The sequence below is a fragment of the Nonomuraea sp. NPDC049028 genome (assembly GCF_043197735.1).
Taxonomy (GTDB): domain Bacteria; phylum Actinomycetota; class Actinomycetes; order Streptosporangiales; family Streptosporangiaceae; genus Nonomuraea.
The window spans coordinates 88,462-103,148 of record NZ_JBICTR010000002.1; the positions used below are offsets into that span (position 1 = coordinate 88,462).

13 protein-coding genes are annotated in these 14,687 nt (G+C 70.3%); 6 read left to right on the forward strand and 7 right to left on the reverse strand.

Annotated features, from left to right (window positions below):
- Positions 1-158 precede the first annotated feature (158 nt).
- On the reverse strand, positions 159-410 hold the full coding sequence (locus ACGFJ2_RS06715; RefSeq protein WP_393465493.1) for a hypothetical protein: 252 nt from the start codon (positions 408-410) through the stop codon (positions 159-161).
- A 359-nt stretch (positions 411-769) separates the two neighbouring features.
- Between ACGFJ2_RS06715 and ACGFJ2_RS06720 the strand changes: the two genes are divergently transcribed.
- Together ACGFJ2_RS06720 and ACGFJ2_RS06725 are read left to right on the forward strand one after the other, a co-directional pair.
- Positions 770-1,366, forward strand: a complete 597-nt coding sequence (locus tag ACGFJ2_RS06720) for an RNA polymerase sigma factor (protein WP_393465495.1) — start codon at positions 770-772, stop codon at positions 1,364-1,366.
- The gene (locus ACGFJ2_RS06725; protein ID WP_393465498.1) at positions 1,363-2,280 is read left to right on the forward strand and encodes a CU044_5270 family protein; all 918 of its coding nucleotides are present in this window, start codon (positions 1,363-1,365) and stop codon (positions 2,278-2,280) included. Before ACGFJ2_RS06720 ends, ACGFJ2_RS06725 begins: the two co-directional genes overlap by 4 nt.
- A 108-nt stretch (positions 2,281-2,388) precedes the next feature.
- On the opposite strand, the gene ACGFJ2_RS06730 is transcribed toward ACGFJ2_RS06725, so the two are convergent.
- On the reverse strand, positions 2,389-5,103 hold the full coding sequence (locus tag ACGFJ2_RS06730) for an AAA family ATPase (protein ID WP_393465501.1): 2,715 nt from the start codon (positions 5,101-5,103) through the stop codon (positions 2,389-2,391).
- A gap of 236 nt (positions 5,104-5,339) precedes the next feature.
- On the opposite strand from ACGFJ2_RS06730, the gene ACGFJ2_RS06735 reads away from it, so the two are divergent.
- Complete coding sequence (locus ACGFJ2_RS06735; RefSeq protein ID WP_393465503.1) at positions 5,340-5,903, forward strand: permease; 564 nt, start codon at positions 5,340-5,342, stop codon at positions 5,901-5,903.
- 35 nt (positions 5,904-5,938) lie between these two features.
- Positions 5,939-6,721 (forward strand): alpha/beta fold hydrolase, encoded by a 783-nt coding sequence (locus ACGFJ2_RS06740; RefSeq protein WP_393465506.1) that lies wholly within the window; start codon positions 5,939-5,941, stop codon positions 6,719-6,721.
- 62 nt (positions 6,722-6,783) lie between these two features.
- Here ACGFJ2_RS06740 and ACGFJ2_RS06745 read toward each other — a convergent pair whose 3' ends face one another.
- Together ACGFJ2_RS06745 and ACGFJ2_RS06750 are read right to left on the reverse strand one after the other, a co-directional pair.
- The gene (locus ACGFJ2_RS06745) at positions 6,784-7,440 is read right to left on the reverse strand and encodes a response regulator (protein ID WP_393465509.1); all 657 of its coding nucleotides are present in this window, start codon (positions 7,438-7,440) and stop codon (positions 6,784-6,786) included.
- Positions 7,437-8,606, reverse strand: a complete 1,170-nt coding sequence (locus tag ACGFJ2_RS06750; RefSeq protein WP_393465512.1) for a sensor histidine kinase — start codon at positions 8,604-8,606, stop codon at positions 7,437-7,439. Before ACGFJ2_RS06750 ends, ACGFJ2_RS06745 begins: the two co-directional genes overlap by 4 nt.
- A 119-nt stretch (positions 8,607-8,725) precedes the next feature.
- On the opposite strand from ACGFJ2_RS06750, the gene ACGFJ2_RS06755 reads away from it, so the two are divergent.
- Positions 8,726-9,823 carry a DUF418 domain-containing protein gene (locus tag ACGFJ2_RS06755; protein WP_393465515.1) on the forward strand — a complete coding sequence of 366 codons (1,098 nt, stop codon included), beginning with the start codon at positions 8,726-8,728 and terminating at the stop codon, positions 9,821-9,823.
- A gap of 69 nt (positions 9,824-9,892) precedes the next feature.
- Here ACGFJ2_RS06755 and ACGFJ2_RS06760 read toward each other — a convergent pair whose 3' ends face one another.
- The 3 genes from ACGFJ2_RS06760 to ACGFJ2_RS06770 all read right to left on the reverse strand — a co-directional run bounded on the left by ACGFJ2_RS06760 (position 9,893) and on the right by ACGFJ2_RS06770 (position 14,136).
- Positions 9,893-12,922, reverse strand: a complete 3,030-nt coding sequence (locus ACGFJ2_RS06760; RefSeq protein WP_393465518.1) for a tetratricopeptide repeat protein — start codon at positions 12,920-12,922, stop codon at positions 9,893-9,895.
- Between the two features lie 65 nt (positions 12,923-12,987).
- Positions 12,988-13,425: a hypothetical protein gene (locus tag ACGFJ2_RS06765; protein ID WP_393465520.1), complete on the reverse strand. Its 438-nt coding sequence runs from the start codon at positions 13,423-13,425 to the stop codon at positions 12,988-12,990.
- 150 nt (positions 13,426-13,575) lie between these two features.
- Positions 13,576-14,136 carry a hypothetical protein gene (locus ACGFJ2_RS06770; protein WP_393465523.1) on the reverse strand — a complete coding sequence of 187 codons (561 nt, stop codon included), beginning with the start codon at positions 14,134-14,136 and terminating at the stop codon, positions 13,576-13,578.
- 55 nt (positions 14,137-14,191) lie between these two features.
- Here ACGFJ2_RS06770 and ACGFJ2_RS06775 point away from each other — a divergent pair, with 55 nt between their 5' ends.
- The gene (locus ACGFJ2_RS06775; RefSeq protein ID WP_393465526.1) at positions 14,192-14,464 is read left to right on the forward strand and encodes a hypothetical protein; all 273 of its coding nucleotides are present in this window, start codon (positions 14,192-14,194) and stop codon (positions 14,462-14,464) included.
- Positions 14,465-14,687: the final 223 nt, after the last annotated feature.

Sequence of the window (14,687 nt, forward strand, 5' to 3'; positions counted from 1 at the left end):
GAGAGGCGGAGATAAGAGAGACGGGCTCCGTCCCTCCATGCCTGTCTCTCGGAAGTGGACGTTGGGGGGCGGCTCCGCCGCCGAGCCTGGCCCGGTGTACGCGGCGGGGCCGCAACAAGAGTCGTCGACCCAGCCGTTGAGCCAAGGGCAGCACGGCTCTACGGCGTCTGTTCGGGTTTGGAGCTCTCCTGCGAAGTTGCCTCGGCGCCCGACGGCGGTGTGCGGAGTTGGCCGTCTCGCGTCCGCCTGTCAGGGGCGCGCAGCACGATCCGCAGCACCTGGACAGCGCGGTTTTGGCGCTTAACCGACGGCGCCCACAGGGCGGTCAGGCCTGCTGCGACGACGATGATCGCCAAGGCGAGTGGCAGTACCGAGGCACTTAAGCCCACTGTCTTGAAGAAGTCGAGCACTGACGGCCTCCTGGCAGCGCGAAGCTTGCCAGAGGTCTCTCCCGCCCGGTTCAGGGACGGACCAACAGCCCCGGGGGCCCATGGAGCGGGGCTGCACCGTAAATGACGAGGCTGCTGCGAAGGGATACTCCCCCTGTACTGCGAAGGGTAGAGCCGGGCGAACTCGCCGTCTGTATGCGAGGGATAAGGCTTGATGAACTCCTTCCCGAAGCCCCGTCGACGTGCGGTGGGAGTGGTGGGACATCCGGCACTGGGCGGGCCGTAGGGGACTGATGGGAAGAAGAAGTGGGCGTACGGCGAAGGGTGGGTGAAAGCAACGATCACCATCCGGAAGGCACACTCATGACGGAGACGGGCACGTGACCGCCGACGTGGGCGACCAGGTGACCGACGCCGACCTCGTCGCCGGTTACCGGCGGGATCCCGAGCTGTTCACCGCCGTGCATGACCGCTATTTCCGCGACATCTACCTGTACGTTGCGGGCCGCCTGGACACGCAGGTGGCCGAGGACATCGCGGCGGAGACGTTCCTGCTGGCGTTCGATCGGCGCGATCGTTTCGATCCGGGGCAGGGGGGATTACGGCCTTGGCTGTTCGGGTTCGCCACGAACCTGGTGGCCAGGCATCGCCGTAAGGAGGCCCGCCACTACAAGGCGCTGGCCCGGCTGGACCCCGCGCCGGTCGTGGAAGGGCACGAGAACCGGGTCCTCACCTCAGTATCCGCCCAGCGCATGCAGCCGCAACTGGCCATGGCGCTCGCCTCGCTGAACGCCGGCGAGCGTGACGTGCTGCTGCTCCTGGCACTGGGAGAGCTGAGCTATGACGAGATCGCCCAGGCGCTCGGCATCTCCATCGGCACGGTGGGTTCGCGGCTCAGCCGGGCCCGCGCCAAGATCCACGCCCGGATCGACAGCACCCTCATAGACAGCACGCTCAGAGGCAAGGAGACCCCATGAACGACCTGGAAGAGGTGGCCAGTCTGCTGGCCAAGCCGGAGCCGTCCGAGGAGGTGGTCGCGCGTAGCCGGAGCAGGCTCCAGCACAGGACGCTGGGCCACAGAACTCTGGGCCAGAGGATGCGGAGCCGGGGGCGCGTCAGGTGGTTCGTGCCGGGCGTGGCGCTGGTCGCCGCCGGGGCGGCCGCCGCGGTCGTGATCGCTACGGGGGCGGTCACGAACGCGGGCGCTCCGGCGCATGTGATCGCCGCGGCTCCGGTCTCGGGCAAGGAGGTCCTGCTCATGGCGGCCGTCAGCGCGGAACGTACGCCGCAAAGCTCCGGGACCTACTGGCACGTCACCGCCAAGTGGTCGAACAGCGAGATTCCCCCTATGGAGAGCTGGACCTCGCGCGACGGCAAGCGCTGGACGAGGAACGAGCCGGGCGACACTCCGGACACCGTCGTACCAGACTCGATCTCGCTCAGGCTCAAGGGAGCCGACGTGAGCTTCGACGACCTCGAGAAGCTGCCGACGGACCCGGAGGCCCTGAAGGCGTGGATCGTCCAGCGCAAAGGCGACCCGGATGACATGTCCACGTCCGAGGCCCAGGGCGACCCCACACTCAGCCTGCTCGCGCTGATCACGGAGCTGCCCACGCCTGCGGAGGTCCGTTCCGCGGCGTTCCAGGCGCTCGCCGCGACGCCGGGAGTCGAGAACACGGGCGCGGTCGAAGGCGGTCAGGCCTTGCGGATTCCCGACCCTGACGACCCGGATAACTGGATCCAGATGGTCGTCGATCCCGAGACCGCCCGGGTCGTCCGCGCCAACCTCTTCCTCGCCGGTAACGGAAACTCGGGGCACACCGACGGATACATCTCCGTGACCACCGATTGGACGGACGAGCTCCCCGCGACGCCGAAGGACCGCCCGTGACCAAGGGCAAGGCGATGCCTGATGCCTGATGCCTGGTGACGGTGAGACCCGTCGCCAGGCACCAGCCCAGATCCCGGTTCCGCAGCCGGATCAGGCGATTTGGGTCGTTCAGCTCAGGTCGAGGTGGGCGAGTTCGGTGCGGGTGGTGACGCCGAGCTTGGGGAAGGCGCGGTACAGGTGGTGGCTGACGGTCTTCGGGCTGAGGAAGAGCTGGGCGGCGATCTCCCGGTTGGTGATCCCCGTGGCGGCGAGGCGTACCACCTGCTGCTCCTGGGGTGAGAGCAGGGCGGCCAGATCGGGGCTGCCCTGGGCCACGTTCTCGCCCGCCGCGCGCAGCTCGGCGCGGGCCCGCTCAGCCCAGGGGCGGGCGCCGACGCGCTCGAAGGTCTCCAGCGCCGCGCGCAGGCGGGCCCGGGACTCGTGCCTGCGGCGGTTGCGGCGCAGCCACTCGCCGTGGAGCAGGTCGGTGCGGGCCCGCTCGTAGGGGCGGTTCGCCTCGGCGTGCGAGCGCGCGGCCTGCTCCCAGTGCTGTTCCGCCTCGTGGTCGTCGTGGGCGAGGAGGGCACGGCAGCGGTGCAGTACGGCCTCCGCCCACGGATGACCGGCGGCCGCGGTCCAGGTGGCGAAGCGGGCGAGCGGTTGCTCCGCGCGGGCGGGCAGGCCCAGTCGCACGGCGGCCTCGATCTGGTCGGGAGCGAAGTAGATCGGCATGATCTGGTGCCGGAGCGGCCCGCGGGCGGCGGCGTCGAAGCGTTCCAGCGCCGCCTCGAAGCGGCCCTGGCCGAGGTCCAGCAGGCCGAGCGCCCATTCGGCCCAGCCGACGATGGTCGCCACCGGATGGGCGGCGACGTGCGCGATCGTCCGCTCGGCGAGCTCGCGGCACTCCTGTTCGCGGCCCTGGACGGCGCTCGCCATGGCCATGACGCTCTCGAAGTGCGCGACGCGGTGCGTGTGGCCGATGTCGACGGCGAGCCGACGGCCCTCCGTCGCGGTCGTGACGGCGTCGCGGAAACGCCCGAGGTACAACTGGTGGATCGCCAGCACAGCCTGGGCGAGCGGCAGCAGCCCGATCAGGCCGACGGACCGGCATTCCTCGATCGCCGACTGGGCGATAGCCTCCCCGTTGTCGAAGTCCCCCGAGATCCCGGCCAGCGAGCAGAGGCTGATTCTCAGGGCCGTCATGCCGGCGGGGATCGCCACGGCCACGGCGATGAGCTCACGGAACGGCGGTAGTGCCCGGTCCAGGTCGCCGGCCAGGAAGTCGGCCATGGCGCGGGCCGCCCGGACGAAGCCGTCCAGCCCGTCCTCCGGCGACAACCGCAGCTCGGCGAGCCGCGCCGCGGACTCGGCGACGGCCGCCGGATCGCTGAGGTACCACGCGTTGCGTACGGCGTCGAGCAGGATCAGCGCCGCGGCCTTGCGATCCAGGGCGGAGATGGAGGCGGCGCCGTCGAGCAGGATTCGATGGGCGTCGTGCACGGCTCCCCGGTCGAAGGCGATCCGGCCGCGCAGCCCCGCCAGCCGCGCGACGGTCAGCGGGTCGTCGTCGAGCCGCCGCGCCTGATCGGCCAAGCCCTGCGCGTGCTCCAGGACGCCGGCGTCCGCGGCGGCCTCGGCTGCCAGGGCCAGCCGCCGGGCCCGCTCGGCCAGGCCGGGGGTGAGCCGCGCCGCCCGTTCCAGGGCCGCGGCGGCCGCGGCGTGGCCGGCGCGCTCGCGGGCGCGGCCCGCCGCCTGCTCCAGCGCGGCGGCGATCGGCTCGTCGCGGCCCGTCGTGGCGGCGGCCAGGTGCCAGGCGCGGCGGTCGGCGTCCTGCTCGTCGTCGAGTACGCCGGCGAGGGCGCGGTGCACGGCCAGGCGTTCGTCGTAGACCGCCCGCCGCGCCGCCGCAGTGCGCATGAGCGGGTGGCCGAAGGAGATCCGCCCGTCGGCAGTGGACAGGAAACCGGCGTGTTCGGCCGGGCCCAGGGCACTGCCGTCGACCCCCAGCCGGCCGGCCGCGCGCAGCACGACGTCGAGGTCCCGGGCGTCGTCGAGGGCCGCGACCAGCAGCATCGTCTGGGTGCCCGGCGGCAGGACGGCGATGCGCGCCTCGTAGGCCTCCTGGATCCGGCGCGGCAGCGGCAGCGGTTCCTGCGCGTGCCGCAGCGCCTCGGGGGCCCGGGGCAGCTCGATCAGGGCGAGCGGGTTCCCGCCGCTCGCGGCGAGGATCCTTTCCCGCACCGACGGGCCCAGCCCGGGCGTGCGCTCGTGCAGCAGCTCGCCGGCGGCCTGCCGGTCGAGTCCTTCGAGCCGCAGCTCGGGGACCCCGGGCGCGTGGAAGCCGTCCCTGGCGGCGAACAGCAGGGCGATCCCCTCGGAGTGCAGCCGCCTGGCCGCGAACAGCAGCGCCTCGGCCGACGATCGGTCCATCCACTGGGCGTCGTCGACCAGGCAGAGCAGCGGGCCGTCCTCGGCCAGTTCGGTGAGCAGTGACAAGGCGGCCAGGCCGATGAGGAAGCGGTCCTCAGGGGCGTCCCCGCGGGCGGTGGCCAGGCCGAACGCGCCCTCCAGCGCCCGGGCCTGCGGCGCCGGCAGCCGGCCGATCCGGTCGAGGGCCGGGCGGAGCAGCAGGTGGAGCGCCGCGAAGGGCAGCTCGGCCTCGGTCTCGATGCCGGTGCCGCGCAGCGGTCGCAGGCCCTCCGGCGACTGGGCCGCGTGGTCGAGGAGCGCGGACTTGCCGATGCCGGGCTCGCCCCGGAGTATCAGGCTTGCGCTCCGGCCGTCCCTGGCCCGTGCGAGCAGCGCCTCGATCTCCGCCAGTTCTCGTTCCCGCCCTCGCAGCACGATCAGAATGTACCGTCACTCGCCAGACGGGCATCAGTCGTATCACCCGACAATCGTCCGATACCGGCCGGACGCCTCCGGTCCCTAGCGTCGTACCGCAAGCGCGATCCGCGCGCAGACGTAAGGGGAAACATGTGGACTTCCTTATCTTTCTGATCTTGTTCGTCGTGCTGTGCGGGTGGCTTGACCACTGGGCCACCCGCGCCGCCGAGCCCGTCGCCAAGGAAGGACGCTAGATGTTCATCGGACACTTCGGCCTGGCCGCTGCGGTCAAGGCCCGCGAACCGCGCGTCCCGCTGTGGTCGCTCATGCTCGCCACGCAGTTCCTCGACGTCGTCTTCGTGGCCCTGTACCTGGCGGGCGGGATCGAGTCCTTCAAGGCCGTCGCCCCCGGAACCTACGGCGAAGCGCTGATCAACGCGCAGTACACCCACTCGCTGCTGGGCGCCTTACTGCTATCGGCGCTGTACGGCGGCCTCAGCGCCCGGCGGTGGGGCCGCAGGACCGGTTGGTTGCTGGGCGCGATGGTGTTCAGCCACTGGCTGCTCGACCTGCTGGTCCACCGCGCCGACCTGCCGCTGCTGCCCGGCAACGCCGGCGGCCTGCCGCTGCTCGGCCTCGGACTGTGGCAGGTCCCCTGGGCCACGGCCGTCATCGAAGGGATCCTCCTGGTGGTCGGCGCCGTCCTGTACTTCCGCTCGGTACGGCAGCGCGCACCCGTCACCTGGCGCGCGATGGTCTCCGGCGGCGTGATGGCGGCGCTGTTGGTCCTGGGCCTCGCCGTCGATGTCCTCAGCTGAGACCGCCCATGTCCTCTTTCGCGAAGGGTGCTGACATGTTCGTTGACGTGCCGGGCGGGCGACTGGCCTACGATTCCGCCGGCGAGGGGCCGCTGGTGGTGTGCGTGCCCGGCCTCGGAGACACCCGGGAGGTCTACCGGTTCCTGCGTCCCGCGCTGGTGGAAGCGGGGTACCGGGTGGTGACCCTGGACCTGCGCGGCCACGGGGAGTCGTCGGCGGGGTGGGACGACTACTCGCAGTCCGCCGTGGGCGGCGACATCGTGGCCCTTCTGGAGGAACTGGACGCGCCCGGCGCCGTCCTGCTCGGCAACTCCTACGCCGGAGGCGGCATCGTCCGCGCCGCCGCCGAGGCTCCCGAGCGGGTGGCCGGCATCGTCCCCATCGACGGGTTCATCAGAGCCATCCCGCTCAACGTCGCCGTCCGAGCGCTCGTCCGGGTCATCGGCTCCTCCCCCTGGTTGTGGAAGATCTACTACGGCATGGCGCACCCCACCGCCAAGCCCACCGACCTGGACGGGCACCGCGCCAAGCTGGTGGCCATGCTGCGCGACCCGCGGCGGCACGAGGCGATGCGCCGCATGCTCTTCGACCGGGCGCCGGACGCCGAGCAGGTCCTCCCGCAGGTCCGCTGCCCGGCCCTGGTCCTCATGGGCGTCAAGGATCCCGACTTCCCCGACCCGGCGGCGGAGGCGCGGACTCAGGCGTCACTGCTGCGGGGGCAGGCCGTGTTGATCGACGGCGCGGGCCACTACCCCATGTCGGAGTTCCCCGAGCGCACGGCCGAAGCGCTGCTGCCGTTCCTCAAGAACGTCTTCTGATCTCATCGGGCTGCCAGTAGTTCGGTGAACGGCCGATTCCGCGCTGATCCAGGAAACAGCCTTCAGGCGGTGCCCACGATGCGGTTCTCCCAGGCCCAGGCGACGACCTCGACTCGGTTGCGCATCTGGAGCTTGGCCTGGATGGCGGTGACGTGACCTTTGACCGTGCTCACCGAGATGAACAGCTCGGTGGCGATCTCCTGGTTGGTACGGCCCGCGGCCATGGCCCGGACGACTTCGGTCTCTCGTTGGGACAGCGGCGCGGCGGCTCCGCCAGTGGCCGGCCCTCCGTAAGCGGTGAGGTGGCGCAGGAGCCGCAGCGTGATCGACGGGGAGATCAACGCGTCTCCGGCGTGCGCGGCCCGGACGGCCTCGACGAGCAGGGCGGGCCCGGCGTCTTTCAGGATGAAGCCGGCCGCTCCGCCGCGTAGCGCGCCGTAGACGTACTCGTCCAGGTCGAAGGTGGTGACCACGATCACCCGCAGCGGGTCGGGGACGCGAGGGCCGGCCAGCTCGCGGGTGACCTCGATGCCGTCCAGGCGGGGCATCTGGATGTCCACCAGGCACACGTCCGGGCGCAGCCTCCGGGCCAGGGCGACCGCCTCGGCGCCGTCGGCGGCCTCGCCGACCACGCTGATGTCGGGCTGGTCTTCCAGGATGATGCGCAGGCTGGCGCGGATCATCGCCTGGTCGTCGGCCAGCAGGACCCGAATGTTCATCGGCGCCCGCTCACGGAAGCGGCTGTGGAGATGGGCAGGGTGGCGAGCACGGACCAGCCGGCTCCGCGGCGCGGGCCGACGCTGAGCGTGCCGCCGAGAGCCTCGACGCGTTCGCGCATCCCGATCAGGCCGTACCCGCCCCGGTGAGGGTAGGGGGTCACGCCCGGCGGGGCGTCGTCGACGACCTGCACCCTGACGGCGTCCTGGTCTCGGGCGACGGTGACGGTGACTGTGACGTGGCGGGCGTTCGGGGCGTGGCGGGAGATGTTGGTCAGCGACTCCTGTACGACCCGGTAGAGGGTACGGGCCACTTCGGGCGGCCACCCCGACTCCCCGTCAGGCAAGCTCAAGCGCACCACAAGCCCGTGGCCGTCGAACCGTTTGACGAGCTCGCCGAGCTGTTCGGCGGAGTGCGTTTTGTCGTTGCCGTTGTCGGTGGCGTCGCGCAGCAGGCCGACCACGCGACGGGTCGCGGCCAGCGCGTCGGATCCGGCGGCCTCGATGTCGGCCAGGGAGCCTTCCGCCGTGTGCGGCTGCTTGCGGGCCAGGAGCTGGCCGGCCTGGGCCTGGAGCACGATGGAGGTGATGTGGTGGGCGACGACGTCGTGCAGCTCGCGGGCCAGCTCCAGACGCTCGTTGCGACGTACCCGCTCGGCCATGGCCCGGCGCCGGGCGGTCAGCAGCCGCGGCCCCAGCCCGGCCACCAGCGCGGCCAGCCACGCCGCGCCGTTCAGCACCGCCACCACCGAGCCGGTGGAGAAGACGAACGCGGCCAGCAGCCCACCGGCGACCACCGCGCCCCCGCCGGCCGCGACGGCGCCCGCCCGCCAGGCCGGCAGCACTCTGACCGCGGACCCGACCAGCACCGACAGGCCCAACGCCATAGCGGGCCCCGGCTCACTCGGCAGCCCGGCCAGCCGGGCGACCACGAGGGCGACCGCCGCGACGGCCAGGCCCGCGATGGCCGCCCACAACCGGCCGCGTCGGCGCACCAGAGCCAGCCCGCACACCACCGCCCCCGCCACGCAGCCGAACTGCCAGTAGGCGCCACCCCAACTGTCGGCGAGCCGGTACGCCTGGAAGGCGAGCGCCGCCGCGAACCCGACGCCGAGCCCGGCATCGACCGCGAACCCGACCCACCCGCTCAGCGATCCCCGACCCTTCACACCGCTCAGGCTAGGAGATGACTGCCCCGCACCGAACCAGCCGAAAGTACCGTCGAGCACCGCGTAACCCTGCTTTCGCTCGATGCCCGGCACCGGACCGGGCCCGCAGGATGAGCCTCATGCCACATCAAGATCCCTATCCGACGCCGAAGGCCACGGACCCGACCGAGCCTGAGCGCCGCCGTGCACCTGCTGGCGGGCGCCCGGCTCAATCCGGCGGCCGGGCGATGACCTCCTCCAGCCGCCCACGCATCGGCGCGCTCGACGTAATCCGCGGATTCGCGCTGTGCGGGATCCTGCTGGCCAACGTCCAGCCGATTGCCAGCCTCGGCGGCCCGGTCGTGACCCATGGGTCGCCGACAGCGGGGGATGTGTGGATGGGGCTGCTCGTCGAGCAGCGCTTCTTCCCGATCTTCTCCCTGCTGTTCGGCGTCGGCTTCTCGCTGTTGCTGGAGTCGTCCGCGGGCCGTACCGCTCACCCGCGGGTGCTCCTGCTGCGCCGGCTGCTGGTGCTGCTCGCGCTCGGTCTGGTGCACCACTTCCTGCTGTGGCAGGGCGACATCCTGGCCATCTACGCCATCGTCGGCCTGGTGATACTGCTGCCCTCGACCTGGCTGCCCCGATGGGCCGTAGCCGGCCTGTCCGCCGCGCTCCTCGCGATCTCGCCGATCCTCGGAAGCGGCTTCTTCGGCCTGGTCCCCGGGCTGTTCCTGCTGGGCTCGACACTGACCCGGTACGGGGTGATCGACCGGATCGAGCGCTCCACCCGTGTGCCGATCGTTTTGGGCTCGGCCCTGGCGGCGGTGGCGGCGCCTGTCCTGTGGTGGCAGGTCGGGCTGCGGTCCGACGACCCCGGCTTCGGCCTCGCGATGGGCGTGGGTGGGCTGCTGGTTGCCGGTTTCTACATCTGCGCTCTGCTGGTCCTGCTCCGGACGCCGCTCCGCCCGGCGTTGCAGGCCATCTACGCGCCGCTGGGCCGGATGGCGCTGACCAACTACCTGACGGCCACGATCCTCGTCCTCGCTGCCCAACGTGTCATCGGTGGCTCGCCGGACAACTGGTCCTTGACGATGGTGGCCGGGATCGCCGCTGCCATTCTCTGCACTCAGTGGGTGTGGTCTACTCTCTGGCTGCGCCGATACCGCTTCGGGCCCCTCGAGTGGCTCTGGCGCTGGGCCACCTGGGGCCACCGCCCACACCTACGCCACACTCCCTGAGGGGGTTCTAGAAGTGGGTGGCGATACATCATCATGAGGGCATTCTGTCCTCTCACCCGGCCGAACGCCTCACTCCTTGATCCAGTCCGGCAAGGGCTGCCCAGTCAGGGTTTCGAACGTCTCGCTGACCTCTTGCGGGCCGGCTCGGTACACCTCATGGAGAACCTCGGCGGCGGCTCCCACAAGATCGCGTGCGTACTCCGGAAGTTCCAGGCCGATGGCCAGCGCTTCAACCAGGGGAACGACGGCTTCACCGTGCCGCTGCGCCTGGCTCAACGTCCGTCCTTGGACAGCGAGACTGCGCACATAGTTGGGCAGGTAGGCGTCGGGATTGTGTTCGGCCAGTTCGCCATACAGGTCGACGGCTTGCTCGGAGACGGGTACGGCTTCAGCTATCCGCCCGACCTCCGCCAGCAGGGCGGCGTGGTTGTTCAACGAGCCCGCCAGGTTGGGCAGGTAGGCGTCGCGGTTGAGTTCGGCCAGTTCGCCATACAGCTCGACGGCTTGCTCGGAGACGGGCACGGCTTCGGCTCGCCGCCCCACCTCCGCCAACCGCACAGCGTGATTGCTCAGCGACATGGTCAGGTCGGGCAGGTAGGCGTCGCGGTTGAGTTCAGCCAGCTCGCGGCGCAGCTCGACGGCCTGCTCGGAGACGGGCACGGCTTCGGCTATCCGCCCGACCTCCGCCAACCGGTTGGCGTAATTGCTCAGCGACGTGGCCAGATTGGGCAGGTAGGCGTCGCGGTTGAGTTCAGCCAGCTCGCCATACAGCTCGATGGCTTGCTCGGAGATGGGCACGGCTTCGGCTACCCGCCCCACCTCCGCCAACTGAACAGCGTGGTTGTTCAACGAGGCCGCCAGGTCGGGCAGGTAGGCGTCGCGGTTGAGTTCGGCCAGTTCGCGGCGGAGTTCGACGGCTTGCTCGGAGATGGGCACGGCTTCGGCTATCCGCCCGACCTCCGCCAACCGGTTGGCGTGATTGCTCAGCGACATGGCCAGGTCGGGCAGGTAGGCATCGCGCTTGTGTTCGGCCAGTTCGCCATGCAGCTCGACGGCCTGCTCGGCGATGGGCACGGCCTCGGCTACCCGCCCCACCTCCGCCAGCAGGGCGGCGTGGTTGCTCAGCGACGTGGCCAGGTTGGACAGGTAGGTGTCGCGGTTGTGTTCGGCCAGTTCGCCATGCAGCTCGATGGCCTGCTCGGAGACGGGCACGGCTTCGGCTCGCCGCCCCACCTCCGCCAACCGCACAGCGTGATTGCTCAGCGACATGGCCAGGTCGGGCAAGTAGGCGTCACGATTCAACTCGGCCAGCTCGCGGCGCAGCTCGACTGCCTGCTCAGAGATGGGCACGGCTTCGGCTCGCCGCCCCACCGCCGCCAATCCAACAGCGTGATTGCTCAGCGACATGGCCAGATTGGGCAGGTAGGCGTCACGATTCGACTCGGCCAGCTCGCCATACAGCTTGAGGGCCCGCTGGCCGGCTTCCAGGGCGGGCTGGTGCTGGCCCGCGTTGCCCAGGCGATTGGCATGGTTGAGATGAAGCGCTGCTTTTCGCGCGGGGTCGGTGGTGGCCGTCAGGCGATGGTCGGTCAGGCGGGTGGACAGGGCGGCGATTCCGAGATCGAGGTCGATGTGCCGACCGGGCGGCAGCAAGGCCTCGACGGCTTCCAGGAGGGCCAGGTCGATATCGGGCAAGTCGGCCAGGGCGGCGAGAGCGGCGCTGCCGGCGTACAGCATGTGCTCGGGGTGGGCGGTAAGCAGGGGGTACAGCTGCCTGCTGGCCACGTGCGGCCAGCGGCGGGCGGTCTCGATCAGTACTGTCAGCGCGGCGCGAGTCCACGGAGGCGGCTGTTCCTCGCCAGAAGCCGGGGTGAGGAGCGGGAGGAGCGCGGTGCCTGCCCAGGCGTCCACGGCGCTCGTATCGCACCCGGCAGCGGTGTTGCCGGGAATGGACAGGGCGAGGAAGTCCTCACCGAGCCGGTCGGGATACAGCGGCTCCAGTACGGTGGCCGGATCGTCAGCCGGGTAGCAGCGCTGGTGGTCGGCCAGGACCTGGGCAGCGTTCTCCGGCAGAGTGGCGATCTGAGCCCGCTCCAGCACCGCGATCCCGGTGAGGTGCGGGAGCGGCCCGGTCAAGGTGGCCGCCCACACCGCGCGCCCCATGGTCGGCGGCGGTGTGGGCAACGGATCGTCGTGACGGCTGTGCCAGGCCTGCCAGTGCGCGCGTTCGCGGCGCAGCAGGTAGGCCGAGATCCGTTCCGGATCGACCGGCGCCGTGGTGCCACGATGGTGCGCGTCGACGGCGGCCAGCGCGGCCATGTGCACCGACAGCACCTGCGCGAACCGCACGTCACCCAGCCGCGCAGGAGGATCGATGGCCTGGCATCCCGCCACCTCCAATGCGGCGGCGAAACGGTCCCGAGCAGCGGTGAACAGCTCATACCGGTCAACCTCGCCACCCAGCGGCTGCAACGGCACCTGCTCAGCGGGTAGATCCAGGTCGGCATCCAGCCATTCTTGAAGTCCCTGCCACCACCACCCGGCCGAGCGGGCCAGCAACAACACCCGCACCGTCGGCCCACCCGGCATTCTCACCGCCAGCGTGCGCAGATCGCTGAGCAGCGCCTGCAGGTGCGTGAACGCCCACCGGTCGGCGTAATCCACCACCACCAAAACCCTCGCCGCACCCGCCGGCATGCTCAGCCGGGACGGCACGGCTGAGCTCGGCAGCGCCTCGCGCGCCTGCCACACCTGCCAGCCCCGCTCGCCGTTGGCATGCTCACCGGCCAGAAAAGCGGCCAGCCGGGTCTTGCCCTGCCCGCCCGGCCCGTGCACCAGCCGCACCGACATCGACCCCGCCGGGCCTTGCATCCAGTCCGCCAGCTCCCGTTGCAGGGATTCGCGGCCGGTGAACGGCACCACCTCATACCGGGCCAGCAACAAGCGAGACGGCTGCGCCCGCGCCTGCTCTACGCCCGGCCAGCTCCGCGACGGAGGGAACGGCTCCACCCGATACACCGGCCTGCTCAACGTGATCGTCACGCTGCCGGCCACCCCGTGGACCTGGATCACATCGCCCAGCACCAGGCTGTCGGTCACTGACTGGGAGGCTGCCACGACCTCGTGGCCGGATCGGTCTCCGCCATCAAACGGGATGGAGCCGATCATCGGTCGATCTCGGCGTCGCCGCCGACGCCATCGACCTGTACCACCTCGCCACCGATCTGCGATCGGGTCACCGTCTGCCCGCTCTCCGGCGCGGGCAACACCGGCTCGGATGCGGGGCCAGGTCCTGACGCGGGAGCGGGGGATGAAGGGGCTCCGAGACGCAGCGTGCCCGTGACACCTTTGACCTGGGTAACGCCGCCACCGACTGTTGAGCCGGAGACCGACTGACCCGCCGCCGCCCCTTTGGCCGTACGCGTAAGGCGATGAGTAACCCATGCGCACGCCGCCGACAAGGCGACCGCGATCAGCGCCCACCACCACGACCACTGCCCGTCGTTGAGGATCTGATTGCCGGCCACCGCCCCGCCCACCGGCAACACCACCGACGCCGCCAGCAACAGCGGCCTGCGTACAGAGGTACCTGTCCCTGCCATAGCGTCACTATGGACTCGAACTCGCCCGCAGCCCAGCCAAACAGCACAACCAGCCACGTCCTAGAACGGACGATCAATGAGCAACCACATGCGGGCCCCTACGAAGGACCAGCACCGAATACCGGCGAGAGTCACACCCGCGGCCGGTCTTCAAATACGACCATTATGAGAGGCGGATTGGGCCAGGGCGTGAATGGTTTCCGCCAAACGCCGCGCCTCGTTCCGGTCCGCGACAAGATCTATGGGCTTGCCCTTCTTCCAGGTCGTGAGGGGCGAGGTTGGCGGCTGGTCGATGAGCGCGGTGATCGGCGGCAATGCCTTGGCGAATACCGCCGATGCCACCCGTACAAGGCCGCGCAGCGGTTGCCTGAAGGACTCATGTAGTCCGGTCGCGACAAACACCGGGTTGTACAGCACATACTTCGTGCGCTCAGAGGCATAGGCCGCCCCCAGCAGTTCGCTGGCTTTGGCCCCCTGCATGGTTGCGGTGAGAGCCCGGTACCGGTTCTCCAGTTGAAGGTCGTCCCAGTGGATTCGGCCGCCCTGCCCAGCGCCGCACAGGTTGATGATCATCGGCGTCGGTGCGTTCTCCAGCGAGTCGCGTGGTCCTTCGGCCATGAGCCAGCGGTTGAGCACATAGAGAGCGAAGGTGTGCTCGAACCCCTCCTCGGTCTCCACCCGTGCCGGGTTGAACCGGAACGCGGCGAGCACGAGCGCGTCGACTTGAGGTCCTCGGCTACAACGACCTCGCCGCAGGGGGGGGGCGGTGGACGGAGATCGCGGGTACGGCCTGATGCGCGAGATCCTCGAACGCGCCCAGCGATCCGGGGACCTGCGGAGCGACATCACACTCGCCGACCTGGCCTTCGTGCTCTGGGGTGTGGCGGCGACCGTCAAGGCCACGTACACGGTGGCGCCAGGAGCCTGGCGGCGGCACCTCGCCCTGGCCCTGGACGGCCTGCGCGCCGTCGCCGCCCGGCCCTTGCCTGCCCCGCCGATGTCCACCGAACAGACTCGCGCCGCGATGCGGAGGTGCTGACGTTTGCTTGGCCCTGCTTGGACTGTGACGGAGCGACCCGCTACGCGCCTGATTCGCAGATCATCATGCGGATGGCGATTTGATTCGCGAGAATTAATCACGCGAAATAAATCGCCACCATTTCGGCTGCCGGGCCTCGTTCAAAGGCGTGAGCAGCGCGTCAAGTATTCGTCAATTCGTTGCTGAATGCCCTCGCCCATGTTGTGGAAGCCGACCAGACCTG

What these genes read in the sequence shown, in the direction of transcription:
- ACGFJ2_RS06725 (WP_393465498.1), top strand. Translation starts at nt 1,363, where the DNA reads ATGAACGACCTGGAAGAGGTGGCCAGTCTGCTGGCCAAGCCGGAGCCG.
- ACGFJ2_RS06735 (WP_393465503.1), top strand. Translation starts at nt 5,340, where the DNA reads ATGTTCATCGGACACTTCGGCCTGGCCGCTGCGGTCAAGGCCCGCGAA.
- ACGFJ2_RS06740 (WP_393465506.1), top strand. Translation starts at nt 5,939, where the DNA reads ATGTTCGTTGACGTGCCGGGCGGGCGACTGGCCTACGATTCCGCCGGC.
- ACGFJ2_RS06745 (WP_393465509.1), bottom strand. Translation starts at nt 7,440, where the DNA reads ATGAACATTCGGGTCCTGCTGGCCGACGACCAGGCGATGATCCGCGCC.
- ACGFJ2_RS06755 (WP_393465515.1), top strand. Translation starts at nt 8,726, where the DNA reads ATGCCACATCAAGATCCCTATCCGACGCCGAAGGCCACGGACCCGACC.
- ACGFJ2_RS06765 (WP_393465520.1), bottom strand. Translation starts at nt 13,425, where the DNA reads ATGGCAGGGACAGGTACCTCTGTACGCAGGCCGCTGTTGCTGGCGGCG.